Raw genomic sequence first — 23516 nt, 5'->3', positions numbered from 1 at the left:
CCCCCATGTTAGGAGGCACGAGCCCCCGGAATCCGGCGCATCACAGTCTCGAGGACACTCGTGACCTCGGTGATCCGCATCAGCCGGGCCAGGACGACGAACAGGCCGAGGTCGATCCCGCCCAGGACCACCACCCGGACGGCCGCCAGGGCATGGGAGAGGTCGTCGGTGTGGCCGGGCAGCACCCGCCCGACGGCCCCCGCCAACGCGGTCGAGACCCCGGCGGCGATCAGGATCCGGGCCAGGAACCGCACCAGGGCGGGCGTCTGGAGCCCACCGAGTCGTCCGCGGAGCATCACGTAGGAGACCGTGGAGCCCAGCAGGTACGACGCGCCGTAGGCGATCACCAGGGCCGGTGACGTCTGGGCGGCGGTCGCCTCGTTCACCAGCAGGATCGCGACGACGACGTTCGTGGCACCGATCGCGCACTGGATGAAGAACACCGTGCGGTTCAGCTCGAGCGCGTAGAAGCCCCGCAGCATCAGGTAGTGCACGGTGAAGAACACGATGCCCGGCCCGAACAGGATCATCGAGGGCACGTAGTGGTCGAACGTGGACGCGGTCGCGCCGTACCCGAACAGCACCTTCGAGGCGTCGTACGCGAGGAGGGGGAGGGCGAAGGCGAACGGGATGACGACCGCGAGGGCGGTGCGCAGGGTGCCGGCGAGGGTGCCCGCCAAGCCGGGCAGGTCGCCGTCGTCGGCCTTCGCCGAGAGGCGGGGGAGGATCGCGGTGGCCAATGAGACGGTGATGATCGCGTGGGGGACCATCACGAACAGGAACGCCGCGGCGTACACGGTGTAGCCGGTGGCATCCGACGCCGCCTCCTGGTGGTGGCGTCCGACGTGCTCGCAGACCGAGCGGGCGGTGCCGCCGGAGGCCAGCCGGACGACCACGGTGTAGGCGACCTGGTTGACGATGACGAAGAGCACGGTCCAGATGCCGAGGCGCAGGGTGTGCCCGAGACCGGTGCTGCGGAAGTCGTAGCGCGGCCGGAAGCGGACGCCGGAAGCGCGCAGGATGGGCAGCAGGATCACTACCTGGGCGACGATGCCGAGGGTCGCCCCCCCGCCGAGGACCAGCTCCTGCGCCGGGGTGAACGCCGTACAGCCGGCGCCGGCGTCGAGCGCCCCGAACCAGAACAGGTAGAGCACCAGCACCAGGATGCCGATGACGTTGTTGGCGATCGGCGCCCACATCATCGGCCCGAAGCGCCCACGGGCATTGAGCACCTGGCCGAGCAGCACGAACATCCCGTAGAAGAAGACCTGTGGCAGGCAGTAGCGGGCGAACGTGATCGCCGAGTCGCGCTGTGCGGCCAGCGCCGGGTCGTTGTACGAGTCGTTGAGGTAGAGCCTCATCAGCAGCGGAGCGGCGATCACCAGGATCACCGTCACGACTCCGAGGAAGAGGATGGCGAGCGTGATCACCCGGTTGGTGTAGGCCTCGCCGCGGTCCGTGTCGTTCTTCTGCGCCCGCACCAGCTGGGGAACGAGCACCGCGTTGAACACACCGCCCGCCAGGAGGATGAAGAGCATGTTCGGGATCGTGTTGCCGATGTTGAACAGATCGGCGTGCAGCTCGTTGCCGATGGCGGCCGCGAGGAGGACGTTGCGGACGTAGCCGCTCGCCCGCGAGACGACCGTGCCCGAGGCCATCACCGCGGACGAGGCGAGGATGCCGCGGGTCTCTTCGGAGTCGCTCACGCGGAGGGTCCACCCGATCGGGCCCGGACGACGCGTCGGACGAGCCGGACGATGATCGTGGCGAACAGGAGCGCGACTCCGGCTCCGATGATCACCCAGATCAGCCGGCTCACCTGCTCGGCCCGCATGGGGAACGGGTCGGCCGCGCCGATCGGGCGACCGTCGGGCGTGGTGAGCTCGAGCCTCACGGTGTGGACGCCGCGCTGGTGGGTCGTCGCGTTGAGCAGCACCGTGGTGCGGCCGTGGGGCGCCAGCGGAACGACCTCGCCACCGGTGATCGTCAGCTGCGGGTCGGAGACGGCCCGGACCGTGACCGTCACCGGAACGTCGAGCTCGTTGCTGACGATCGCCGAGAAGCGGCCCGACGTACCGGCCAGGGTGACCGACTCCGGCGCGGCCAGGTCGATGGCGTCGAGGTTCGCGCCGACCCAGTGGTCGATGCCCTGCATCCGGTACAGCGCCAGCAGCGGCTCGCGCTCAGCGGAGTACGACGCGTTGCCGGTGACCTCGTCGAACAGCTCCTTGGCCAGCGCGCCGTTCTCGGCCAGCACCGACTCGAGCTTGCTGCCGTTCTCCAGGATGTCCTGCGCCGTCAGATAGAGGTCCGGGTCGAACTGCGGGGTGTCGGACGGAGGCTCCAGCAGGCGGGTGGCGTCGAGCGGGGTCGGGGTCCCCGCGGTGGCGCCGTCGAGTGTGGTCAGCCGAAGCCACGGGACGTCGAGCCCGGAGAAGAAGCCGGGACCCAGCGGCCGCCGCGTGTCCGTCGGCAGCTCCACCACGAGTGGCTGCTGGTCGTCGAGGACCCGGAGGGCGGCCTCGGACAGGATCCGCTGACGCAACGCCAGCGAGCTCTGCGGGTCCACCGGACCGGGCCCGCCTTGCGCGGCCGACGGCGAGGCCAGGATCACCCGGTGCCCGTTCACCCGGTTGATCACGTGCGTCTGGTCCTGGACCCCCGTGTCCGGCAGCAGCACGGTCGTGTCGTGCGGAAGACGGGAGATCGTGTCGCCGGTAGTGCGGCCGTCGGGCGGGGCGTCGACGGTGCTCAACGGCAGCCCCCACGGGCGGAGGGAGTGGCCCGTGCGCTTGAACCCGGCCCGCAGCAGTGGCACGTCGTACGCGGCTGCGCTGTCGACGGCGAGGTCGCCGTAGGGAAGACCCAGGATCTCGCCGGTGTCGGCGCCGAGCAGCGCGTGGAACCGCTGGAGCCAGCGCTTGGCCGCGCGGGCGGTCGCGGGGGTCGGGACCGTCTCCGCGGCGCCGGACGAGCTGGCCGAGCTCGAGGCGGTCGGGGACGCGCTCGGCGACTCGTTGCCCTGGCCGGGCTGCTCGGGAGCGGTGAGTGTCCGGGCCGGGTTGCCCTCCGCCAGACGACGTACGACGTCGGGCACGGCCGGGTCGACCAGCCACGTCAGCGGCCGTTCGCTCGCCGCCTTCCCGATCGCGACGGCGTTGTGAAGTGGTCCGGACCGGAGGCTCTGCGCCCAGAGCCCGGGGTCGACGACGGCGCCGTCCGGTCCGCGGGCGACGCCCGCACGGACCGGGACGACGAGCGCCGCGTCCTCGTGCTCGGCGTTGGCGAGCGCGGACTGCGGCACGTAGGGAAGGAAGGTCCGATCGCGCCCGACCGCCACCCGTGTGCCGCCCGTGCCGTTGTCGCCGAGCACGTGGACGCCGAACCAGTAGACGCCCGGTGACGACACCGGCAGCGTGGACTGCGGCAGCTTGACCTTGAAGGTGGTGCTCTGGCCCGGGGCGAGCGAGGCGATGCTGTCGAAGGTGCCGGGCACGGTGATCCGGTGGCCGACGTCGGCGTTGAGCGGGGTGCTCGCTGCGTCGTTCAGCTCGGCGGTCGTGGTGAGCGGTGTCGAGCCCATGAAGCCATGCACGTTGATCGCGGTCCAGGTCTGGCGCGACACGTTGGTGAGGGTTCCGCGGATGATGATCGGCCCTGTGTCGGGCACGTAGTCCGGGCTGATCGACCTGATCCGGGGTACCAGCGGTTGCTCCGGATCGGTGGGCGCGGACGCGCCTCGAGCGCTCGGCGTCGGCCCGACGAGGCCTGCGCCGAGCACCGCCAGGACCGTGGAGACCACCACCGCCGCCACCACTGCCGCCACCACTGCCAGGGCATGCGGCAGCGAGGACGGGCGGAGCACGCCCCGATGCTAGTGGTGCGCGTCCGCATGCCCCGGGCCCCCGCGCACCCCACTACGCTGTGCCTCCGTGTCCGAAGCAGACGATCGCCGACCGCGGGGGAGCGTTCGTCTCGCCGACGCCCAACGCAGCGTCGCCGCGGAGCTCGACCGGATCGGACCGGTCCTCGACGAGCTGGGCGGACTCTTCGACAAGGCCGGGCACGAGCTGGCCCTGGTCGGCGGCCCGGTCCGCGATGCGATGCTCGGCCGCCGCCACAACGACCTCGACTTCACGACGTCCGCACGCCCGGAGCAGATCGAGCTCCTGCTCGCGGGTTGGGCCGACGCCACCTGGGACATCGGGCGGGCGTTCGGCACGATCGGGAGTCGCAAGGGACCGTTCCAGGTCGAGATCACGACGTACCGCTCGGAGGAGTACGACGCGGCCTCACGCAAGCCGTCGGTCGACTTCGGCGACAGCCTCGACGGTGACCTCGGCCGTCGCGACTTCACCGTGAACGCGATGGCGGTACGGGTGCCGTCCCGCGAGTTCGTCGACCCGTACGGCGGCGTGGTCGACCTCGCGCATGGCGTGCTGCGGACGCCGGGGCGACCCGAGGACTCCTTCTCCGACGACCCGCTGCGGATGATGCGGGCCGCCCGGTTCGCCGCCCAGCTCGGCTTCGAGGTCGACCCGGCGGTGGTCGGGGCGATGACCGAGATGGCCGGCCGGATCGAGATCATCTCGGCGGAGCGGGTCCGCGAGGAGCTGGTGAAGCTCGTGCTTGCGGCGTACCCACGGCTCGGGCTGACGCTGCTGGTCGACACCGGGCTGGCCGCGCTCGTGCTGCCTGAGCTGCCCGCCCTGATCCTGGAGAAGGACGAGCACCATCGGCACAAGGACGTCTACCAGCACACGCTCACGGTGCTCGAGCAGTCGATCGACCTCGAGGACCGCCTCGGAGGACCGGACTTCGTCTCGCGCTTCGCCGCGCTGATGCACGATGTGGGCAAGCCGCGCACGCGCCGTTTCCTGGCGGACGGGTCGGTGACCTTCCACCACCACGACGTCGTCGGTGCGAAGCTCACCCGCACGCGGATGCAGGCTTTGAAGTTCTCCGGCGAGACCACCGATGCGGTCTCGAAGCTGGTCGAGCTGCACCTGCGCTTCCACGGGTACGGCGACGGGCAGTGGACCGACTCGGCCGTGCGGCGCTACGTCCGCGACGCCGGGGACCAGCTCGAGCGGCTGCACGTGCTGACCCGTGCCGACTGCACCACTCGCAACGAGCGCAAGGCCGAGCGGCTGCGGCGTACCTACGACGAGCTCGAGGCGCGGATCGCGCGGTTGTCGGCCGAGGAGGAGCTGGCCTCGATCCGGCCCGACCTCGACGGCACGCAGATCATGGAGATCCTCGACATCCCGCAGGGCCGCGACGTCGGCGCGGCGTACCGCTTCCTGCTGGAGCTCCGCCTCGACGAGGGCCCGCACGCGTACGACGACGCCAAGGCAGCGCTGATCGCCTGGTGGGCCGACCGCGAGTGACGACGCCCGGGAGGTCGAGATCCGGACCGCGGCACGTCATGACCGCGGACTCCGCCGTGCGGCTGCTGGGCGCGCTGAGCGAGCACGGGGTCGATGCGTGCGTCGGAGGTGGCTGGGCCGTCGATGCGCTGCTCGGGGAGCAGACGCGGGAGCATTCGGACCTCGACCTCTGGGTTTCGGCCGCGGAGGTCGAGCCGCTCTTCGTGGCACTCGCGGAAGTCGGAGTCGACCGGTTGTTCCCGTGGCCCGGGGACCGGCCGTGGAACTTCGTGCTCCATGACGGCGCTGAGCTGCGGATCGACCTGCACCTCTACGAGTGGGTCGACGACGGGTCGTGGCACTACGGCAGCGTCGTGGGCGGCGAGCGCGTTCCCGCCGAGGCGCTGGGAGGGCACGGCGCCATCTCCCGTGCGCCGGTGCGGTGCGAGGACGCCACGTGGTCGATCCGGTGGCACTCCGGCTATCCGCTGCGACCCGTGGACCGGCACGACGTACCCCTGCTGTGTGAGCGGTTCGGGATCGAGCTGCCCGAGGAGTACCGGGCTTGAGCCTGGATGCTGAGCCCGCGCCGACCTGTGGAGGGCCCGCCCGCCGGGTCGGCGGTCGCTGCTAGACAGGACACATGACCACCACGACCGACGTGCGGGCCGACGCCGAGCGACATCTGCGCGCCCTGGTCGGGCGCGAGGACGCCGTCCTGCGCGACGACCAGTGGGCCGCGATCGAGGCGCTCGTGGTCGACCGACGTCGCGCCCTCGTGGTCCAGCGCACCGGCTGGGGCAAGTCGGCGGTCTACTTCGTGGCCACGCTCCTGCTGCGCGCCCAAGGCGCCGGCCCGACCGTGATCGTCTCGCCGCTGCTGGCATTGATGCGCAACCAGATCGCCGCCGCCGAGCGGGCCGGCATCCGCGCCGTCACGATCAACTCCACGAACGTCGAGCAGTGGGAGGAGATCCAGACCGCGGTCAACGCCGGTGAGGTCGACGTGCTGCTGGTCAGCCCGGAGCGGCTCAACAACCCCGGCTTCCGCGACGAGGTGCTGCCGCGCCTGGCCGCGACCTGCGGCCTGCTGGTCGTCGACGAGGCGCACTGCATCTCCGACTGGGGACACGACTTCCGGCCCGACTACCGCCGCATCCGCACCCTCCTCGCCGACCTGCCCGCCGGCATCCCGGTGCTGGCGACCACCGCCACCGCGAACGCCCGGGTCAGCGCCGACGTCGCCGAGCAGCTCGCCACCGCCGACGCGTCCAGCGACGCGCTCGTGCTGCGCGGCTCGCTCGACCGTGAGTCGCTCCGGCTCGGTGTCGTCCGGATGACCACTCCCGAGCAGCGCCTGGCCTGGCTGGCCGACCACCTCGACGAGCAGCCGGGGTCGGGCATCGTCTACTGCCTGACCGTCGCCGCGACGCAGCAGGTGGCCGACTACCTCCGCGCTCGCGGCCACGACGTCGCGGCGTACTCCGGTCAGACCGAGCCCACCGAGCGCCTCGGGCTCGAGGAGCGGCTCGCGACCGGTCAGGTCAAGGCGCTGGTGGCGACCAGCGCGCTGGGCATGGGCTTCGACGCGACGCTCGGGTTCGTGGTCAACCTCGGGGCGCCGCAGTCTCCGGTCGCCTACTACCAACAGGTCGGTCGCGCCGGACGTGGCACCGACAGCGCCCCGGTGGTCCTGCTCCCGCAGCAGGAGGACAAGGACATCTGGGCCTACTTCGCCTCGCTCGCCTTCCCCCGCGAGGACCAGGTGCGCCACACGCTGCGCGTTCTCGCGGCGGAGGGAGTGGCGAGCACCGCCACCCTGGAGACCTTGGTCGACCTCGGCCGGAGCCGCCTCGAGCAGATGCTGAAGGTACTCGACGTCGACGGCGCCGTACGCCGGGTCCGGGGCGGCTGGGAGTCGACCGGCGAGGAGTGGACGTACGACGTAGACCGTTACGCGCGGGTGGCCGAGGCGCGTGCTCGCGAGCAGCGGGCGATGCTCGACTACCTCGACACCGACCGGTGCCGCATGTGGTTCCTGCGCGACCAGCTCGACGATCCCGACGTCTCCGAGACCACCCGGTGCGGGCGCTGCGACACCTGCGGCGGGCTCGAGCTCTCGACGTCCGTCTCGGCGCCGGCCGTCGAGGAGGCACGCACGCGACTGGCCCGTCCAGGCGTGGTCGTCGAGCCGCGGGTGATGTGGCCGACCGCGCTGGCCAACCTCGGGCTCGACCTCCGCGGGCGCATCGGCGAGGGGGCGGAGCCCGGTCGGGCCGTGGCCCGGCTGACCGACCTCGGCCACGGCCAGGCGCTCCGCGAGCTCTTCGCCGAGCCCGTCTCCGACCAGCGCGTGCCCGAGGGTCTCGTGCACACCGTCCTCGAGGTTCTCCACGATTGGCGGCCACAGGTCGAGGGCATCGTCGTGGTGGAGTCCGCCGGCCGACCCACCCTCACCGCCGACCTGGCCGCCGGGCTGTCTCGCCACCTGTCGAAGCCGATCATCGGCCGTTGGGCGATCGCCGACCCGACCGTCCATCCGGGTCAGGGAGCGATGAACTCCGCCCAGCGGGTGGCCGCGGTGACGCGGAGGTACCGGCTCGAGGCCGACGTCCCGCCCGGGCCGGTCCTGCTCGTCGACGACCAGGTCGTGACCGGCTGGACGCTGACGCTGGCCGCGAGAGCGCTGCGTCAGGCCGGGACGACCGAGGTGCTGCCCCTCGTGCTCGCGGCGCGCTCCTAGGCGCCCTGCCCGGTCACGGGCCGACCGGCAGTCCCTCCAGGCGCCGATAGGTGTAGGCGGCCCCGAACACCACCACCGGCACGGCGACGAGCAGGCCGACGATGAGCACGATGAACCCGATCGCGACGCAGATGGCGGCCAGGATGAGGAACAGCAGGGCGTGGCCGAAGTTGTGCCAGACCATTTTCACGCTCGCCTGGATCGCCTCTGCGGCCTCGAGCTGCTGGTCGACGATGAAGAACAGGGTGTACGACGTGAAGAAGGCGATCAGGACTCCGGGCAGGTAGCACAGGACGGTGGCGATCGCGGTGGCCAGAGCGATGAAGATGGCCGCGAAGACCACCTGCATCTTGTTGTAGCCCTCGAACAGCTCACCCAGACTGAATCCCTCGCCGTCGATGACCCGCAGGGCTCCGCGGTAGATGCCGGCAAGCATGATCTGCGCGACCAACGAGATGAGCCCGGCACCCAGCCCGGCACCCAGCAACTGCCGCCAGAACGACTGACCGCAGTCCACGGTGGCCTGGCCGCCGATGTTCCCCGTCTCGCAGGACTTCGTCCCGAAGAACCCGCCTCCGGCCACGAACGCGAAGATCAGGCCCACGACCACCAGGACGACGAGGACCACGATCATCGGGACCAGCAGCGTGCTGGGACCGGCCTTGAACTTCCGCCAGCCGTAGGAGATCGCCTCGGTCGCTCGGTACGGCGTGCCGTCCACCGGGCCCCCGAAGGCGGCAGGGTCAGTCGGGTCGCTCATGGCAGGCAATCTAGGGGTGCAGGTGTGCACCTGTCACTGGTCACAGGGACCCAGGGTTGGGTCCGTCAGGCGACCACCGGTTCGTTCTGCAGCCGGCGGTAGGTGTAGGCCAGGCCGACCAGCACCACGGGTGCGGCGACGAGGAGACCCACCAGGCACAGGCAGGCGCCGACGACGATGACCACGGCGGCGAGCAGGTAGAACACGATCGTGCTGCCGAGGTTGTCGGTGACCAGCTTGACGCTCGCCTTGATCGCGTCGACGGCACCCATCTGCTTGTCGACGACGAACAGGATGGTGAACATCGTGAGGAACCCGACGATCAGGCCCGGGATGTAGCACAGGAACGAGCCGATCGCGGTGGCGACCGCGATCAACACGGCTGCCAGCGCGACCTGTCCCTTGTCCCACCCGTCGAACATCTGGCCCAGGCTGAACGGCTTGCCGTCGGTGACGTTGGTCGCGCCCTTGTAGAGGCCCGCGGCCGCGACATTGAAGACCACGATGATGACCGCTGAGATCAGCGCCCCGCCGAACAGCTGGGTGACGAAGCTCGGGCTGCACTGCCCCGACACCGACACTCCGCCGACGACCCGGGTGCAGTCGTGGGTGGACAGCAGGGTCCGGTAGACGAGGATCTCGAGCAGGACCGAGATCACCACGAGCACGACCCAGACCACGATCATCGGGACCAGCAGCGTCGTCGGGCTGGCGGTGAACTTCCGCCAGCCGTAGCCGATCGCCTCGGTGGGGCTGTACCCCGCCGGCTGAGGCTGGCCGTAGGGGCCGGGCGGTGGAGGCGCGCCGTACCCCCCGTCGCCGTACCCGCCACCACCCGCGGCGCCGCCGGCGCCGCCGTACGGGTCGCCACCCGATGGTGGCGGCGGAGGCGGTGGCGCCGGTGCGTCGTACCCGCTCGGGGGCGGCGGGGACGGCGCGTCGTCGGATCCTTCGGGCCGCGGGGGCTCGGTCGGGTCGCTCATGCGGGCGAATCTAGGGGTGCCGACGCCCCCTGTCACGGTCCGATCGGGCCGAGAACGAACCGGACCCCGGTCCGCCGAGCGGCGGGACCGGGGTCCGGTTCGGAACGAGTAGTCGTCAGTACGGCGAGCGGGTCACTCCTCGCCGCGGATGAAGGCCTCCACCCGGGCCCGGCCCTCGTCGTCGGGCAGCTGCACCGGCGGGCTCTTCATCAGGTACGACGACGCCGAGATGATCGGGCCACCCTGGCCGCGGTCCATGGCGATCTTCGCGGCGCGGATCGCGTCGATGATGATGCCGGCCGAGTTGGGGGAGTCCCAGACCTCGAGCTTGTACTCCATGTTCAGCGGGACGTCGCCGAACGCGCGACCCTCGAGGCGGACGTAGGCCCACTTGCGGTCGTCGAGCCACGCCACGTAGTCGGACGGGCCGATGTGGACGTTGCGGTCGGCGATCTTGCCGCCCAGCGAGCCGTGCAGGTTCGAGGTCACCGACTGGGTCTTGGAGACCTTCTTGGACTGCAGGCGGTCGCGCTCGAGCATGTTCTTGAAGTCCATGTTGCCGCCGACATTGAGCTGGTAGGTGCGATCCAGGGCGACACCGCGGTCCTCGAACAGCTTGGCGATGACACGGTGGGTGATGGTCGCGCCGACCTGCGACTTGATGTCGTCGCCGACGATCGGCACGCCGGCCGCCTCGAACTTCGCCGCCCACTCGGGGTCGGAGGCGATGAATACCGGGAGCGCGTTGACGAAGGCCACGCCGGCGTCGATCGCGCACTGGGCGTAGAACTTGTCGGCCTCCTCGGAACCCACCGGGAGGTAGGAGACGAGCACGTCGGCCTTCGCGTCCTTGAGGCTCGCCACGATGTCGACCGGCTCGGCGTCGGACTCCTCGATGGTCTCGAGGTAGTACTTGCCGAGGCCGTCGAGGGTGTGGCCGCGCTGCACGGTCACCCCCAGCGGCGGTACGTCGCAGATGCGGATGGTGTTGTTCTCCGACGCCTGCGTCGCCTCGGAAAGGTCGAAGCCGACCTTCTTTGCGTCGACGTCGAACGCGGCGACGAACTCGACGTCGTGGACGTGGTAGTCACCGAACATGACGTGCATGAGACCCGGGACGTTGCCCGCGGGGTCGGCGTCCTTGTAGTACTCGACGCCCTGGATCAGGGACGTCGCACAGTTGCCGACGCCCACGATTGCTACTCGTACCGAACCCATGGGGGTTGTTCCTTCCCTTGCGGTGTTTCAGGTGGTCGCGTCGGCCGCAGGGGCCGCGCTCGTGATGGTGTCCTCTGTTGCGGGAGCCCCAGGCGGCCCGTCGAGGGACCGGTCGGTGGCACGCTCGGCGTTGATGAGGTCAGTCAGCCAGGTGACCTCGCGCTCGACGGACTCGATGGAGTGGCGGCGCAGCTCGGACAGGTAGCGGTCGTCGCCGCTGCCACCCCGGCCTGAGTGGCGGGCGCGGTCGAGCCGTTCCTGCAAACGGGACAGGCGCCCCTCGAGAATGCGCAGCCGGACCTCGGTGTCGGTGCGGGAGAAGAAGGCGAACCTCATGTTGAAGGAGTCGTCCTCCCACGCGGCCGGACCGGTGTCGGTGATCTGCTCGCCGAAGTACTGCTGGCCGGCGGCGGTGATCTGGTAGACGATCCGCTGGCGACGCGAGACGCCCGGTGTCGTCGCGGTGACCTCGTTGATCAGACCGGCCCGCAACAGCCGCTTCAGAGCGTGGTACAGCGAGCCGTAGGAGAGCAGCCGGCCCCAGCCGAGCAGCAGGTTGAGCCGCTTGCGCAGCTCGTAGCCATGCAGTGGAGACTCGTGGAGCAGGCCGAGCACGGCCAGCTCGAGCGATGCCGCCTTGCGTGCCATGGTCGCCTCCCTCCGTCTGTCTCGTGCCGACCCACCCCGTTGAGGACTCGGGACTCGGGGTGGGCGTTATGCCTCGCAACGTTGTGTCGCTGCGTTCTATCGCGCCAACGTATCAGCACGATATATCGCGGATCAAACTCGCGTCGTTTCGGCCCCCTTCGGGCCCGCCCCGTACCCTCGACCCGACGGCGGGGGCTGCTGTGGCACGACCACGGGTCCGCCCGGGCCCCGCGCCGTCGCTGAGCACTGTTTCCCCGACGCACGTGGAGTGATCCGTGACCGCCAAGCGCAGGGCCGAAGGCCCGGCCGTCAAGCGCAAGCCGAAGCCGTCCGGCCCCGGCAGGAGCCCCGCCAAGCGGCGCGCGCTGAAGATTCTGAAGTGGTTCCTGATCGTTGCGCTGGCCGGCACTCTCATGCTGATCGGCGTCTTCGTCTACCTCTACAAGACGACGTCGATCCCCGACCCGAACAAGGACTTCCAGACCCAGTCGTCGTTCGTCTACTACGGCGACGGCAAGACCGCGATCGGTCAGTACGCCACGCAGAACCGGCAGATCATCCAGCTCGGCGACATGCCCAAGCAGCTGCAGAACGCCGTCGTGGCCGCCGAGGACCGGACGTTCTGGACTAACCACGGCATCGACCCCAAGGGCATCATCCGGGCGGCGTTCAACGACGCGCGCGGTGGTGCGACCCAGGGCGCGTCCACGATCACGCAGCAGTACGTGAAGATCCTCTACCTGACCCAGGAGCGGTCGCTGGACCGCAAGGTGCACGAGGCGATCCTGTCGCTGAAGCTCCAGAAGCAGCTGAGCAAGCAGAAGATCCTCGAGGGCTACCTCAACACGATCTACTTCGGCCGAGGGGCCTACGGCGTCCAGGCTGCGGCCCAGGCGTACTTCGGCGTCGACGCCGACCAGCTCTCACTCCGGCAGAGCGCGGTGCTCGCCAGCGTCCTGAACAACCCGTCGCAGTACGACCCGTCGAACGGCAAGTCCAACAAGGAGGCGCTGCTGGCGCGCTACCGCTACGTGCTGGGCGGGATGGGGTCGATGCACACGATCTCGGAGGCCAAGGCCACCAAGGCGGAGAAGCACCTGCCGAAGTTCCCGGTGTTCAAGGAGTCCAGCAGGTACGCCGGACAGAGGGGCCACATGCTGTCCCTGGTGCGGCAGCAGCTGCACGACCTGGACTTCACCGACGACCAGATCGACGGTGGCGGACTGCGGGTCTACACGACGCTGACGAAGAAGGCGATGGACGCAGCGCTCGCGGGGGTCAAGCAGGTCCGGCCGGACATCAGCGACCGCCAGCTGCACGTCGCCGTGGCGACCGTCCAGCCGGGCACGGGGGCGCTGCTCGGCTTCTTCGCCGGGCAGAACTACCTGCGTTCGCAGATCAACTGGGCCGAGGCCGGCGGCATGGTCGGCTCGACGTTCAAGCCGGTCTCGCTGGCCGCGGCGATCACCGACGGGTACTCGCTGAAGAGCACCTGGGAGGGCAACTCGCCGTACACCTTCCCCGACGGTCTCGAGGTCCACAACGAGGGTGAGGGCACCGGAACCAACTACGGCTCGAGCGTCTCGTCCGTGACGGCGATGGAGGACTCGATCAACACCGCGTTCGTCGACATGTCCGCGAGCATGAAGGACGGTCCGCAGAAGATCCTCACGATGGGCAACAGGATGGGGATCCCGCCCAGCGACCCCGACCCCCACTACCCGGGCATCCCCAACTCCACGCGCGACCTCGACGCGGACGCGCTGATCACGTTGGGCAAGGCCCGGATCAGCGCGATCAACATGGCCAACACCTACGCCACGATCGCCAATGGCGGCCAGCGTGCCGACGTCCACGTCATCAACAAGGTCACCGACAGCACCGGCAAGGTGCTCTACCAGTACAAGCCGCACACCACCGAGGCGATCCGGCCCGACATCGACCGCGACGTCAGCTATGCCATGCAGCAGGTGGTCCTGAACGGCACCGGGACCAACGCCCAGGCGATCAACCGCCCGGCCGCCGGGAAGACCGGCACCGCCACCAACGACAACGGCGACGTCTCGTCGTCCTGGTTCGCCGGATTCACCCCACAGATGGCCACGGCGGTGATGTACGTCCGCGGAGACGGCGACAACGCGCTCAACGACTGGCTCCCGCCGTACAACGGTGCGGCCGGCTACTTCGGCGCCGGCTACCCGACGGCCACCTGGGCAGCGGTCATGGAGCGAGACCTCGTAGGTGTGCCGGTGGAGTCGTTCCCACCGGCGGCCAACGTGCCGGCCAAGCAGACCGACCACCAGCCGGCCCCGCCGCCTCCACCCCCGACCACGCACCACACCTCGTCGGCACCGACGACGTCGAGCGCGCCGACCAGCAAGCCGACCTCCTCGGCCCCGACCTCGTCGGCGCCGACGTCGACCGCGCCGACCAGCAGTGGTACGCCATGCCTGCCGGTGAACTGCCCGTCGAGTTCGACGACCCCGACGACAACGCCCGCGAGCGCGCGGCCGGTGGTCATGTCCTCGCGTGAGCCCTGGTGGTGACCGACTTGTGACGGGTGAGGGTGGCGACCGCGGGCCGGCAGTCCGGCCGACGGCCGACGACCCCTTCGTCGCAGCGCTGAGCCCCGGCATCGGCGGCCCGGCGGGCGAGCACGTCGGGCGACATCCCTGGTGGACGCCGGTGCGGGTCATCCTCGTCCTGACCGCGATCTGCTTCTCGCTGGGCATGGTGCAGAAGGCGCCGTGCTACGACGCGCAGTGGACCAACAGCCAGAGCCGCTACTCGGAGATGTGCTACTCCGACCTCCCCTATCTGTACGTCGGGCGCGGCTTCGCCGAGCTGGACTGGCCCTACTCGAACTCCATCCAGGTGCGCGACCGGTACGACGTGATGGAGTACCCGGTGGGGATCTCCTACTACGCCTACGCCACGGCATACGTGACGCATTGGCTCAAGGGCTCGCCCGACCTCGCCGCACGCGGTGCCATGTCGCAGGGCCAGCTGTACGCCGACCACGAGGTGGTCCGCGAGAGCATGCTCTTCACCGCCGTGAGCTCGGTCGGGTTCGGCATCTGCGCGCTGCTCGCCGCGTGGGCGCTCACCGGCGTCAACCGGCGACGACCATGGGACGCCGCGCTGTTCGCGCTCTCGCCGGTCCTGCTGTTCGAGGGCCTGATCAACTGGGATCTCCTGGCCGTGGCCTGCGTGGCCGGTGCGCTCTGGGCGCAGGCGCGCGACCGCCCGGGTCTCACCGGTCTCCTGATCGGCCTGGGCACCGCCTTCAAGCTCTACCCGTTGTTCCTCCTCGGCGGGTTGCTGGTGATCTGGGGGCGGGAGCGCCGATGGCGGGACCTGGCCGTCGCCACCGGGACCGGCGCGGTCACCTGGGCGCTGGTGAACGCGCCGGCGTACCTGTCGGGCCACCACGAGTGGAGCGTCTTCTGGACCTACAACAAGCACCGCGGTGCCGACCTGGGTTCGGGATGGCTGGTGCTCCAGCAGATGGCCGGCACGACGTTCTCGTCGCCCACGATCAACCTCGCGTCGTGGATCATCTTCGGGGTCTGGTGCGTGGGGGTGGCGGCGCTCGGCGTGTGGGCGCCGCAGACGCCACGGCTGGCGCAGCTCGGCTTCCTGGTCGTGGTCGGCTTCCTGCTGGTGAACAAGGTCTACTCACCCCAGTACGCGCTGTGGCTGCTGCCGCTCGCGGTGATGGCGCGGCCGCGTTGGCGCGACCAGCTCATCTGGCAGGCCGGTGAGATCTACTACTTCGCGTCGGTCTGGTGGTACCTCGGCACCTACCTCAACCCGGGCGGCGGAGGCGATCCCGGGTTCTACTGGCTCGCGGTCGGCATCCGGATGGCCGCACAGCTCTACCTCGCCGTGATCGTGGTGCGCGACATCCTGATGCCGGAGTACGACGTGGTCCGCACCCGCCGGCCGGCCTGGGCCCGGCACTCGTTCTGGCCACCGACCGAGCCGGGGCGGTTGACGCTGGGCCGGGCACCCGGCGGAGGCTAGGTCCACCCGGGGAGGGAGCCCGCCACGTTCACGCCGTACTCGCCGTCGCACCTGGTCGTCCTCGCGCTCTTCGTGGCCGGGACGATCGGGCTGCTGGTGGCCGGTCCGCGGCTGCGCGGCACTCCTCGGGAGCGGCAGGTCTCGGTCGTGCTCGCCTGGGGCAACCTGGTCTTCGGGGTGGTCTCGTCGGTGCTCGGCCTGTTCCCGTTCCGCGTTCATCACTCGCTGCCGCTGCAGATCTGCGACATCGCGTGGGTCTTCGTCGCGTGGGCCTTGCTCACCCGACGTCCGCTGGCGACGGCGCTGACCTACTACTGGGGCCTGACCCTGTCGGTGCAGGCGCTGGTGCAGCCGACCCTGACCCAGGCGTTCCCCGACCCGAACTTCTTCGTGTTCTGGGGCAAGCACGTGCTGATCGTGTGGGGCGCCGTCTACCTGTGCCTGGCGCTCCGGCACGGTCCGGACTGGTCGTCGTACCGGCGGGCGGTGGGGTGGACGTTCGTCTGGCTGGTGGTCGTCCTCTGCCTGAACGCCGTGCTCGGCTCCAACTACGGCTACGTCAACGGCAAGCCGTCGGAGGCGACGGTGCTCGACGTCCTCGGCCCGTGGCCGGTGTACGTCGTGGCCGAGATGGCGATCATCCTGGTCGGCTGGGCGCTGATCACCCTGCCGTGGACCGGGCTCCCGCGACGCGGCGGAGTCAGGCGATGACGACCGCGTCGAAGGTGGTGGCGGTGTAGCGCACCCGGACGTCGATCTCGTCGCCGACGGCCGGGACCCGCGGACCGTGCGGGAGGAACAGCATCGAGGCCTGCATGTGGGGCGGCTCGGCGAACAACCGCTGCTTCCCGTCGACGGTGAACGGAGACCGCACGAAGCCGACCGCGTCGAGTCCGCCGCGGGCCAGGGTCGCCGCCCGGGCACGGATCGAGTGGTCACCGGTGGGCGCCTCGAGGCCGATGCCGTGGGCGGTGCCTCCGGAGACGACCAGGATGTGGCCGGCCTTCGGCGCCGTACGCCCGCGGTAGCCGAACACGTCGCCGCGTTCGACCTCGTGGACATCGAGCACGGTGGCGGTGACCGTCAAGGCGCCGCGGTCGCCGAGCCAGAGGTCGGTGCCGATCCGCGGCCGCACCTCGAAGTCGGCGTACGACGTGCGCAGCGACGCGAGCTCGCGCGGGGTCAGGTGGCTCACCCACAGCCGACGCGTCGACAGTCCGGAGGCGACCACGTCGTTGACCAGCCCGACGACCTCGGTGAGGTGGGCGCCGGCGGCGAGGGGGAGGTGGAAGGCGACGCCCTCGACCGTGGCCGGCCGTCGCTCGAGGAGCTGAGCAGCCGAGCGCAGCTCCTCGGTCGACATCCCGTGCCGGAGCATGCTGGTCATCCGCTCGAGCACGACGCGGGCATCGGGGTCGTGGTCGAGGAGCGCGAGCAGGTCCGCGAGCCGGCTCACGGTGTGGATGACGCGCCGACGCGGGAGGTCGTCCGGGACCGGCGAGGCGGTCGGGCGCCACGGGGTGAGGACCAGGAGATCGCCGCCGAAGCGCTGCGCCACGTCGGGCAGCTCCTCGTAGGTGCCGACCGCGAGGGTGTCGGCGCCGAGCCACTCGGCCTTGCGGGCCAGCCGGCCGAGGCCGAAGCCGTAGCCGTTGCCCTTGGCGACCGGGACCAGGCCCGGCGTCTGGTCGGCGACCGTGCGGAGGTGTCGTCGCCAGCGGTCGCCGTCGACGGTGAAGGTGAGGCTCATCTGCGGCCCGGGATCAGGGAGCGTCGGTTCAGGTAGAGCGCGAATCCCTTGTAGAGAGTGCGGTTGAGCGGAAGATCCCACTCGCCGACCGTCTCGACGGCCTCGCCGCCGGTACCGGTCTTGAACTGGATCAACCCGATGTGGGGGTCGTCGGCATCGAGGGTGTCGGTGATGCCGCGCAGGTCGTAGACCTCGGCGCCCTGGGCGATCGCGTCGCGGATCATCGCCCACTGCACGGCGTTCGAGCCGCGGACCTCGCGCTTGTCGGTCGAGGAGGCGCCATAGGAGTACCACGCGTGTCGTCCGACGCGGACCGCGAGGGTGGCCCCGACGAGGTCGCCCTCGTGGTGGGCCAGCCAGAGGGTGATCCGGCCCGGGTCCTCCGCGACGAGTGCGTCGTACATCGTCTCGAAGTAGGTCAGCGGCCGCGGCGTGAAGTGATCACGCTCTGCGGTGTGCACGTAGAGGTCGTGGAACGCCTTCAGGTCCTCGGCGCTCCCGGTCGAGATCACGACACCGGCCTTGTCGGCCTTGCGGATGTTGCGCCGCCAGAGCTGGTTCATGCCGGCGAGCACGTCGTCCTCGGTACGACGCGCGCCGTCGTCGTCGACCAGGGGGATGACGAACGTGTACTGCGGCTGTCCCGCGGCGAACCCGCCCTCGGCGACCTGTCGTCGCCAGCCGAGCGCCTCGAGCTGCTGGACGACGCGGGCCCCGATCGCCGAGCGGACGAGGGGTGCGACCTCGGTCAGGCTACGGACGCTGTCGTCGGCGATGCCGGCCTTGACCTGGTCGGCGCTCCAGCGGCGGGTGACCACCGGCGGGCCCATCCGCACGCCGAAGGCGCCCTGCTTCTTCAGGTGCTCGGTCATCGGGCTCAGCCAGTCGCCGAGGTCCTCGCTCGCCCAGTCGAGCACGGGACCCTCCGGGAGGTACGCGAGGTAGCGCGCCAGCCTGGGCAGCTTGCGGTAGAGCACGAGTCCCGCGCCGACCAGCCGCTCGCCGTCGTACCAGCCCAGCGACTCGCCCCGCCACTCGGACTTGACCGTCGCCCACGCCGGTGTCTGCAGGAAGCTCGCCCATGGCTGCGCAGCGATGAACGCGCGATGCTCGTCGGCGGAGATCGGGCGGACGGTGGGGACCACGGCGACGAGGCTACCGGGGTGTATCAGGGGAGGACGTCGGCGCTCCTAGGGGTTGAACGGCCGCACAACAGCGCGATACCGCCGGCCCCGCCGGCTCCACAGCAAGGACCGCACGACGGTGAACCTCGCACCGATGACCCAGCCTGCGCCCGCCCGACCCATCGGTCGGCATTGTCGGCGACGGACTGCTCCGCCATGCTCCTGCGAGGATCTTGATCGCCCAGCGACGTCCCCAGGAGGCATCCGATGACCGATCCGCACCTCCAGGACGAGCAACTCTTCGCCGAGGTACGCCGCGCGACCGATGCCATCGACCCCGTCCCTGACGGCATGGTCGAGCGGATGGTGGCCGTGACCCGCGACATCGCCGACCACGACCCGGACCTCGAGCTCCAGATGCTGCTCGTCGTCGAGCGCTTCGCCGAGCTGGTCGGCACGCGCGGTGGCGCGCGGTCCTACACGCTGCGCTTCGGCGGCGAAGGCATCGACCTCCTTGTCCGCGTCGGCGTATCCGAGGAGGAGGGCCGCGCGCGGCTCGACGGCTGGGTCGTCCCGGCCGCGAGCGGTCCGGTGCAGATCCACGAGGTCGGCGGCGATGGCCGCACCTTCGAGGGGATGGCCGCCGACACCGGGCGATTCGAGTTCCCCGACCTGCCCACCGGCTTCTACCGTGTCTCCCTCAAGCTCGCCGACGAGCAGACGTTCGGCACCCCCGCGTTCGAGATCTGACCCCACCCAGCAACGCAGCGAGGACCCACCATGCCTGATTCCCGCAACGTCCCCTTGGCACGCGAGCCCCGGATGCCACGAGGCGCACACCTTGACGCTGCGGACGCGCGCATCCTCGACCCCGATCGCGCCCCGGTCGTCGACGGGGTGAAGGGGAGCCCGACGGCGTACGTCGGCACCCGGCTGATGATCGCCAAGGGGGACCGGCTCCAAGAACATGTCGACCTGCTGACAACCGCCGCCGACAGCCTGGACTGGCGGGTCAAGCTGGAGTCCGAGCCGGCGAAGGCCCGCAAGCTCCCGCTCGGGGTACGTACGGTGCGCATCACTGGGCCTTCCACTCCGGTGACGCAGATCCCGGATGCGTGGGTGCTCCTCCAGACGGCTCGCGCGCTGCACGGACGCAAGGCAATGCGGGGTGTGGACCTCGACCACGTGGTGTCGACCACGCCGTTGACGCCAGATCCCTGGGACGTGCCGCACTCGCCCGACCCGTCGGCGTGGATCCAGCCGCAACCGTGGGACGTGCCTCATCCGTGGGACGTGCCCCACCCCGACGGTTCCACGGGGGCGTCGGCAGGGCTCCTGAGCTACGGCGTCCTCGGCAGCGGCGGCCGCCAGCCGATCGCGTACGCCGGCCCCAAGCCCACCCGGTTCCCCAACTCCGCGATCAACGGACGCCGTCCCGTCGTCGCACTGCTCGACACCGGCTGCTACCCGCACTTCTGGTTCGACGGCGGCGTCGTCAAGACCAATGTGAAGCTCTACGGCCACCACATCGGCGACGCCGATCCGGCAACGGACCCCGAGCGCCACGGCGACCTGAACGGTCCGTTCGACGGCTCGATCGACCGGATCGCCGGTCACGGCACGTTCCTGGCCGGTCTCGTCCACCAGGCCTGTCCGGACGCCCAGATCCTGTCCTGGCGCGGCATCCCGGCGGACCGGCCTCTGGTCGAGTCGGAGTGGCTGACCACGCTGGCGCAGATCACCGAGCTGGTCCGTCTCGAGCGCGATGGCCAGCGCGGCGGTCACCCGATCGACGTACTCAGCCTGTCGATGGGCTACTACCACGAGAACAAGGCGGACGAGCTCCTCGACCCCATCCTGCTGACGATCCTCGAGGAGCTCGCCGCCCTCGGTGTCGTCGTCGTCGCTTCGGCCGGCAACGACGCCACCGACCGCCCGTGCTACCCCGCCGCCTTCGCGCCATGGAGCAACCGCAAGGGCCCCGTGCACCGCCACCGTGATCGTGTGCCGGTCGTCTCCGTGGGGGCCTTGAACCCGAACACGTCGGACGCGCTCTTCAGCAACGCGGGCGCCTGGGTACGCAGCTACGCACCGGGCGCGTCGTTGATGAGCACGATGCCGCCGTTCCAAGGGGGCCTGCAGCCCACGGCGAAGACCTGGGTTGACGGGCGGCTCCGGGAATCCGTCGACCCCGACGATTTCCGCTCGGGGCGTCGACGCGACGGCGAACAGCGCGGCGGCTTCGGCGTGTGGAGCGGGACGTCGTTCGCGGCACCCCTGATGGCGGGCGCGCTTGCCGCCGCGATGTCCAAGAGCCTGATGAACCGCAAGAACCCACCGCAGGGCGCGGCGGCGGCTGTCCGTCGCGGTTGGCGGGCGGTGGAGCGCCTCACCGACATCCAACGGCCAGAATAGGCGGGTGCGGAGCGCCCACGAGCTCCATCAAGCGGGCCTGGAGGCCCTCGTCGGTCGGCGGCTGCCTGCTGCCCGCCGGTTGTTGGAGCGCGCCCGCGAGGAGGCTGTCGAGCCTGACGTGCTGGCCAGGATCGAGGCGAGCCGCGCCTTCCTGACCGTCGAGCTCGGCGACCACATAGGGGCGCTCCGGGTCTGCGACGAGGCGCTGGCGATGGCGGGAGTCACCTTCGAAACGCTGGGGGTTCTGCACAGCCAGCGAGCGCTGATCTTGTTGCGGCAGGGCGAGACCGCCGAGGCGCTGGACGCGTTCGGCGTCGGCATCGCGATGCTGACCGACCCCGTCGAGCTCGGGAAGGCGCACATCAATCGGGGCAACGTCCACCTAGCGCGCGGTGCCGGCCGCCACGCGGCCGAGGACTTCGCCACAGCGGTCGCGTTGCTCAAGCCCAGCGGAAACGAGCTCGAAGCCGCCATGGCCGAGCACAACCTCGGGTACGCCGACCTCCTGAGCGGGGACCTGGTCTCGGCGCTGCACCACATGGACGCGGTACGGCCGGTCCTACTGCCGCTGAGCCAGGTCGGAGCCGCGATCTGCAACCAGGACCGGGCCGAGGTGCTGATGGCCGCGGGCCTGACCCGGCGCGGGCTGGCCGCCCTTGACGAGGCTGCGCGGACCTATGGCCAGCACCGGATGCCACATCGCCGTGGCGAGGCCGAGCTCATCATCGCCCGGGCGACGCTGGCCGACGATCCGTCACGTGCGCTGGGGGCGGCTCGCGCTGCCCGGGCCCGCTTCGCTCGGATGGACGCTCCGGCGCTCCGGCTCAAGGCCGAGGCCCTGGTCCACGGCGCCGAGGTGCGGCTCGGACGCACGGGTCCGTCTCTGGTTCGCCGGGCCGAGGCGCTCACCACCGAGCTCGAGGCCCTGGCCCTGCGTTGGTGGGCGCTCGACATCGAGCTCGACGCCGCGTTGGTGTCGATGAGGAGGGGGGAGCTCGACGACGCGCGTCGACGCCTGGCGGCGATCCGGGTCCCGGCGCGCGCCCCGCTCGGCGTACGGCTGCGCGAGCGGGACGTGCGGGCCGCGCTCGCCGAGCGCGCCGGGCGGCGGGCCGACGCCTTGCGTCACTTGCGGCAGGGCCTCGCCGAGCTGCACGAGTGGCAGAGCTCGTTCGGCAGCCTCGACCTCCAGACGATGGTGACCGGGCACGGTCGCCGCCTCGCCGTCCGTGGGATCCGGGTCGCTGTCGCGTCGGGATCGCCGGACGCGCTCTTCGAGTGGTCGGAGCGGGCGCGGATGCTGGCCAGCCGGGTGCAACCGGTGCGGGTGCCGGGCGATGAGCAGTCCCAGACCGACCTCCAGGAGCTGCGCTCGCTGGCGACCGCGGAGGACCAGACCAGGGTCGGCGCGTCGCGCCAGGCCGAGCTCCGGCAGCGGGTGCGGGAGCGGGCGTGGCAGAACCGTGGCTCCGGTGAGTACGACGATCCCGTCACGCTGTCGGACGTCCAGGCTCGACTCGGGCCCGAGCGGGCGCTGGTCGCGCACGTGGTGACCAACCGGGAGGTCGCCGCGCTGGTGGTCACCTCGGCGACGGCCTCCGTCGTCGATCTCGGACCGCGCTCCGCTCTGGACCTCCTCACCGGTGGCCTCCTGCCCGACCTCGACATGGCGGCGGCCGACCTGCCGGGCCCCTTCGCGGATGCGATCAGGTCCGAGCTCCGCAGCCGGCTCGGGCGCCTCGACGACGTGCTGGTCGCGCCGCTGGTCGAGGCGATCGGAGATCGAGAGCTGGTCCTCACGCCCTCGGGTGTCCTGGCCGCCGTCCCGTGGTCGGTCCTGCCGAGCAACCGCGGCCGACCGGTCACCGTGGCGCAGTCGGCGACGTCGTGGCTGTCGCGCAACACGGTCGCTCTGCGATCGGCGTCCGCGGGGTTCGTCGCGGGTCCACGCGTCGCCCAGGCCGAGGCCGAGACCTCGGCGGCCGCATCCACGTGGCCGCTCGCGACCGTCCTGCACGGGGCCGAGGCGACCGCATCGGCGGTGAGCGAGCTGGCCGGGTCCGTCGACGTGCTCCACGTGTCGGCTCACGGGCGGCACTCCTCGGAGAACCCGCTGTTCTCCGGGTTCGAGCTCGCGGACGGCCCGTGGTTCGGTTACGACATCGACCAGCTCACGTCGGTGCCCGACGTGGTCCTGCTGTCGGCGTGCGAGGTCGGCCGCTCCACGTTGCGCGGTGGCGAGGAGCTGATCGGGATGACCGCGGCGTGGCTCCACGCGGGATCCCGGTGCGTGATCGCGTCGGCCGCGGCCATCAACGACGCGGTCGCGCACGACGTACTGGTGTCACTCCACCGCGAGCTGTCCGCCGGCCATGCGCCCGCGGCCGCGCTGGCGCGTGCGCTCAGCGAGGTCGACCCCGACGGGCCGCCCGCGCCGCTGATCTGCTTCGGGTGAATCTCTAGGGGTCGAGGTCGGCCCG

Annotated in this window: 16 protein-coding genes and 1 pseudogene; 9 read left to right on the top strand and 8 right to left on the bottom strand. The window is 70.7% G+C overall.

What is annotated here, in order from left to right; genetic code table 11:
* Positions 1 to 8: 8 nt before the first annotated feature.
* Both murJ and VGJ24_RS09370 read right to left on the bottom strand, forming a co-directional pair.
* Complete coding sequence (murJ, locus tag VGJ24_RS09375) at positions 9 to 1706, bottom strand: murein biosynthesis integral membrane protein MurJ (protein WP_331500282.1); 1698 nt, start codon at positions 1704 to 1706, stop codon at positions 9 to 11.
* Complete coding sequence (locus VGJ24_RS09370) at positions 1703 to 3865, bottom strand: DUF6049 family protein (RefSeq protein ID WP_331500281.1); 2163 nt, start codon at positions 3863 to 3865, stop codon at positions 1703 to 1705. Before VGJ24_RS09370 ends, murJ begins: the two co-directional genes overlap by 4 nt.
* Before the next feature lie 67 nt (positions 3866 to 3932).
* Here VGJ24_RS09370 and VGJ24_RS09365 point away from each other — a divergent pair, with 67 nt between their 5' ends.
* The 3 genes from VGJ24_RS09365 to VGJ24_RS09355 all read left to right on the top strand — a co-directional run bounded on the left by VGJ24_RS09365 (position 3933) and on the right by VGJ24_RS09355 (position 8112).
* Entirely contained in the window at positions 3933 to 5390 is a 1458-nt protein-coding gene (locus VGJ24_RS09365) for a CCA tRNA nucleotidyltransferase (protein WP_331500280.1), read from the top strand.
* A 38-nt stretch (positions 5391 to 5428) separates the two neighbouring features.
* Entirely contained in the window at positions 5429 to 5938 is a 510-nt protein-coding gene (locus VGJ24_RS09360; protein WP_331500279.1) for a nucleotidyltransferase domain-containing protein, read from the top strand.
* Between the two features lie 74 nt (positions 5939 to 6012).
* Entirely contained in the window at positions 6013 to 8112 is a 2100-nt protein-coding gene (locus tag VGJ24_RS09355; protein ID WP_331500278.1) for a RecQ family ATP-dependent DNA helicase, read from the top strand.
* Between the two features lie 13 nt (positions 8113 to 8125).
* On the opposite strand, the gene VGJ24_RS09350 is transcribed toward VGJ24_RS09355, so the two are convergent.
* From VGJ24_RS09350 to VGJ24_RS09335, 4 genes are all read right to left on the bottom strand, one after another.
* On the bottom strand, positions 8126 to 8872 hold the full coding sequence (locus tag VGJ24_RS09350; protein WP_331500277.1) for a hypothetical protein: 747 nt from the start codon (positions 8870 to 8872) through the stop codon (positions 8126 to 8128).
* A gap of 65 nt (positions 8873 to 8937) precedes the next feature.
* Complete coding sequence (locus tag VGJ24_RS09345) at positions 8938 to 9855, bottom strand: hypothetical protein (RefSeq protein WP_331500275.1); 918 nt, start codon at positions 9853 to 9855, stop codon at positions 8938 to 8940.
* Positions 9856 to 9987: 132 nt separating this feature from the next.
* Complete coding sequence (locus VGJ24_RS09340; protein ID WP_331500274.1) at positions 9988 to 11073, bottom strand: inositol-3-phosphate synthase; 1086 nt, start codon at positions 11071 to 11073, stop codon at positions 9988 to 9990.
* 27 nt (positions 11074 to 11100) lie between these two features.
* Complete coding sequence (locus VGJ24_RS09335; RefSeq protein WP_331500273.1) at positions 11101 to 11721, bottom strand: PadR family transcriptional regulator; 621 nt, start codon at positions 11719 to 11721, stop codon at positions 11101 to 11103.
* Positions 11722 to 11996: 275 nt separating this feature from the next.
* Between VGJ24_RS09335 and VGJ24_RS09330 the strand changes: the two genes are divergently transcribed.
* From VGJ24_RS09330 to VGJ24_RS09320, 3 genes and pseudogenes are all read left to right on the top strand, one after another.
* Entirely contained in the window at positions 11997 to 14267 is a 2271-nt protein-coding gene (locus VGJ24_RS09330) for a transglycosylase domain-containing protein (RefSeq protein WP_331500272.1), read from the top strand.
* A gap of 7 nt (positions 14268 to 14274) precedes the next feature.
* Positions 14275 to 15747, top strand: coding sequence for a glycosyltransferase family 87 protein (locus VGJ24_RS09325; protein ID WP_331500271.1), 1473 nt, complete (start codon positions 14275 to 14277; stop codon positions 15745 to 15747).
* 36 nt (positions 15748 to 15783) lie between these two features.
* Positions 15784 to 16458 (top strand): annotated as a pseudogene (locus VGJ24_RS09320) (TIGR02206 family membrane protein); the annotation flags it as partial.
* Here VGJ24_RS09320 and VGJ24_RS09315 read toward each other — a convergent pair.
* The gene (locus VGJ24_RS09315) at positions 16448 to 17497 is read right to left on the bottom strand and encodes an alanine racemase (RefSeq protein WP_331500270.1); all 1050 of its coding nucleotides are present in this window, start codon (positions 17495 to 17497) and stop codon (positions 16448 to 16450) included. The pseudogene VGJ24_RS09320 and the gene VGJ24_RS09315 sit on opposite strands and share 11 nt — an antisense overlap.
* Positions 17494 to 18642, bottom strand: coding sequence for a lipid II:glycine glycyltransferase FemX (locus VGJ24_RS09310; protein ID WP_331500269.1), 1149 nt, complete (start codon positions 18640 to 18642; stop codon positions 17494 to 17496). Before VGJ24_RS09310 ends, VGJ24_RS09315 begins: the two co-directional genes overlap by 4 nt.
* Before the next feature lie 246 nt (positions 18643 to 18888).
* Here VGJ24_RS09310 and VGJ24_RS09305 point away from each other — a divergent pair, with 246 nt between their 5' ends.
* From VGJ24_RS09305 to VGJ24_RS09295, 3 genes are read left to right on the top strand one after another with little or no spacing between them, the layout of a single operon-like run.
* Positions 18889 to 19371, top strand: a complete 483-nt coding sequence (locus VGJ24_RS09305; RefSeq protein WP_331500268.1) for a hypothetical protein — start codon at positions 18889 to 18891, stop codon at positions 19369 to 19371.
* Between the two features lie 30 nt (positions 19372 to 19401).
* Positions 19402 to 21036 carry a S8/S53 family peptidase gene (locus VGJ24_RS09300; RefSeq protein WP_331500267.1) on the top strand — a complete coding sequence of 545 codons (1635 nt, stop codon included), beginning with the start codon at positions 19402 to 19404 and terminating at the stop codon, positions 21034 to 21036.
* A 4-nt stretch (positions 21037 to 21040) separates the two neighbouring features.
* Complete coding sequence (locus VGJ24_RS09295; RefSeq protein ID WP_331500266.1) at positions 21041 to 23491, top strand: CHAT domain-containing protein; 2451 nt, start codon at positions 21041 to 21043, stop codon at positions 23489 to 23491.
* The last annotated feature ends 25 nt before the right edge of the window (positions 23492 to 23516 follow it).

It is taken from the genome of Nocardioides sp., assembly GCF_036493135.1.
Classification (GTDB): Bacteria; Actinomycetota; Actinomycetes; order Propionibacteriales; family Nocardioidaceae; genus Nocardioides.
Note: the sequence above shows the minus strand (reverse complement) of the source record. Positions and strands in the feature narration are given on the sequence as shown.

Bases quoted from the DNA above. Each gene is read 5' to 3' on its own strand.
- VGJ24_RS09305 (WP_331500268.1), top strand. From the start codon at position 18,889: ATGACCGATCCGCACCTCCAGGACGAGCAACTCTTCGCCGAGGTACGC.
- VGJ24_RS09335 (WP_331500273.1), bottom strand. From the start codon at position 11,721: ATGGCACGCAAGGCGGCATCGCTCGAGCTGGCCGTGCTCGGCCTGCTC.
- VGJ24_RS09345 (WP_331500275.1), bottom strand. From the start codon at position 9,855: ATGAGCGACCCGACCGAGCCCCCGCGGCCCGAAGGATCCGACGACGCG.
- VGJ24_RS09360 (WP_331500279.1), top strand. From the start codon at position 5,429: ATGACCGCGGACTCCGCCGTGCGGCTGCTGGGCGCGCTGAGCGAGCAC.
- VGJ24_RS09300 (WP_331500267.1), top strand. From the start codon at position 19,402: ATGCCTGATTCCCGCAACGTCCCCTTGGCACGCGAGCCCCGGATGCCA.
- VGJ24_RS09340 (WP_331500274.1), bottom strand. From the start codon at position 11,073: ATGGGTTCGGTACGAGTAGCAATCGTGGGCGTCGGCAACTGTGCGACG.
- VGJ24_RS09355 (WP_331500278.1), top strand. From the start codon at position 6,013: ATGACCACCACGACCGACGTGCGGGCCGACGCCGAGCGACATCTGCGC.
- VGJ24_RS09350 (WP_331500277.1), bottom strand. From the start codon at position 8,872: ATGAGCGACCCGACTGACCCTGCCGCCTTCGGGGGCCCGGTGGACGGC.
- VGJ24_RS09315 (WP_331500270.1), bottom strand. From the start codon at position 17,497: ATGAGCCTCACCTTCACCGTCGACGGCGACCGCTGGCGACGACACCTC.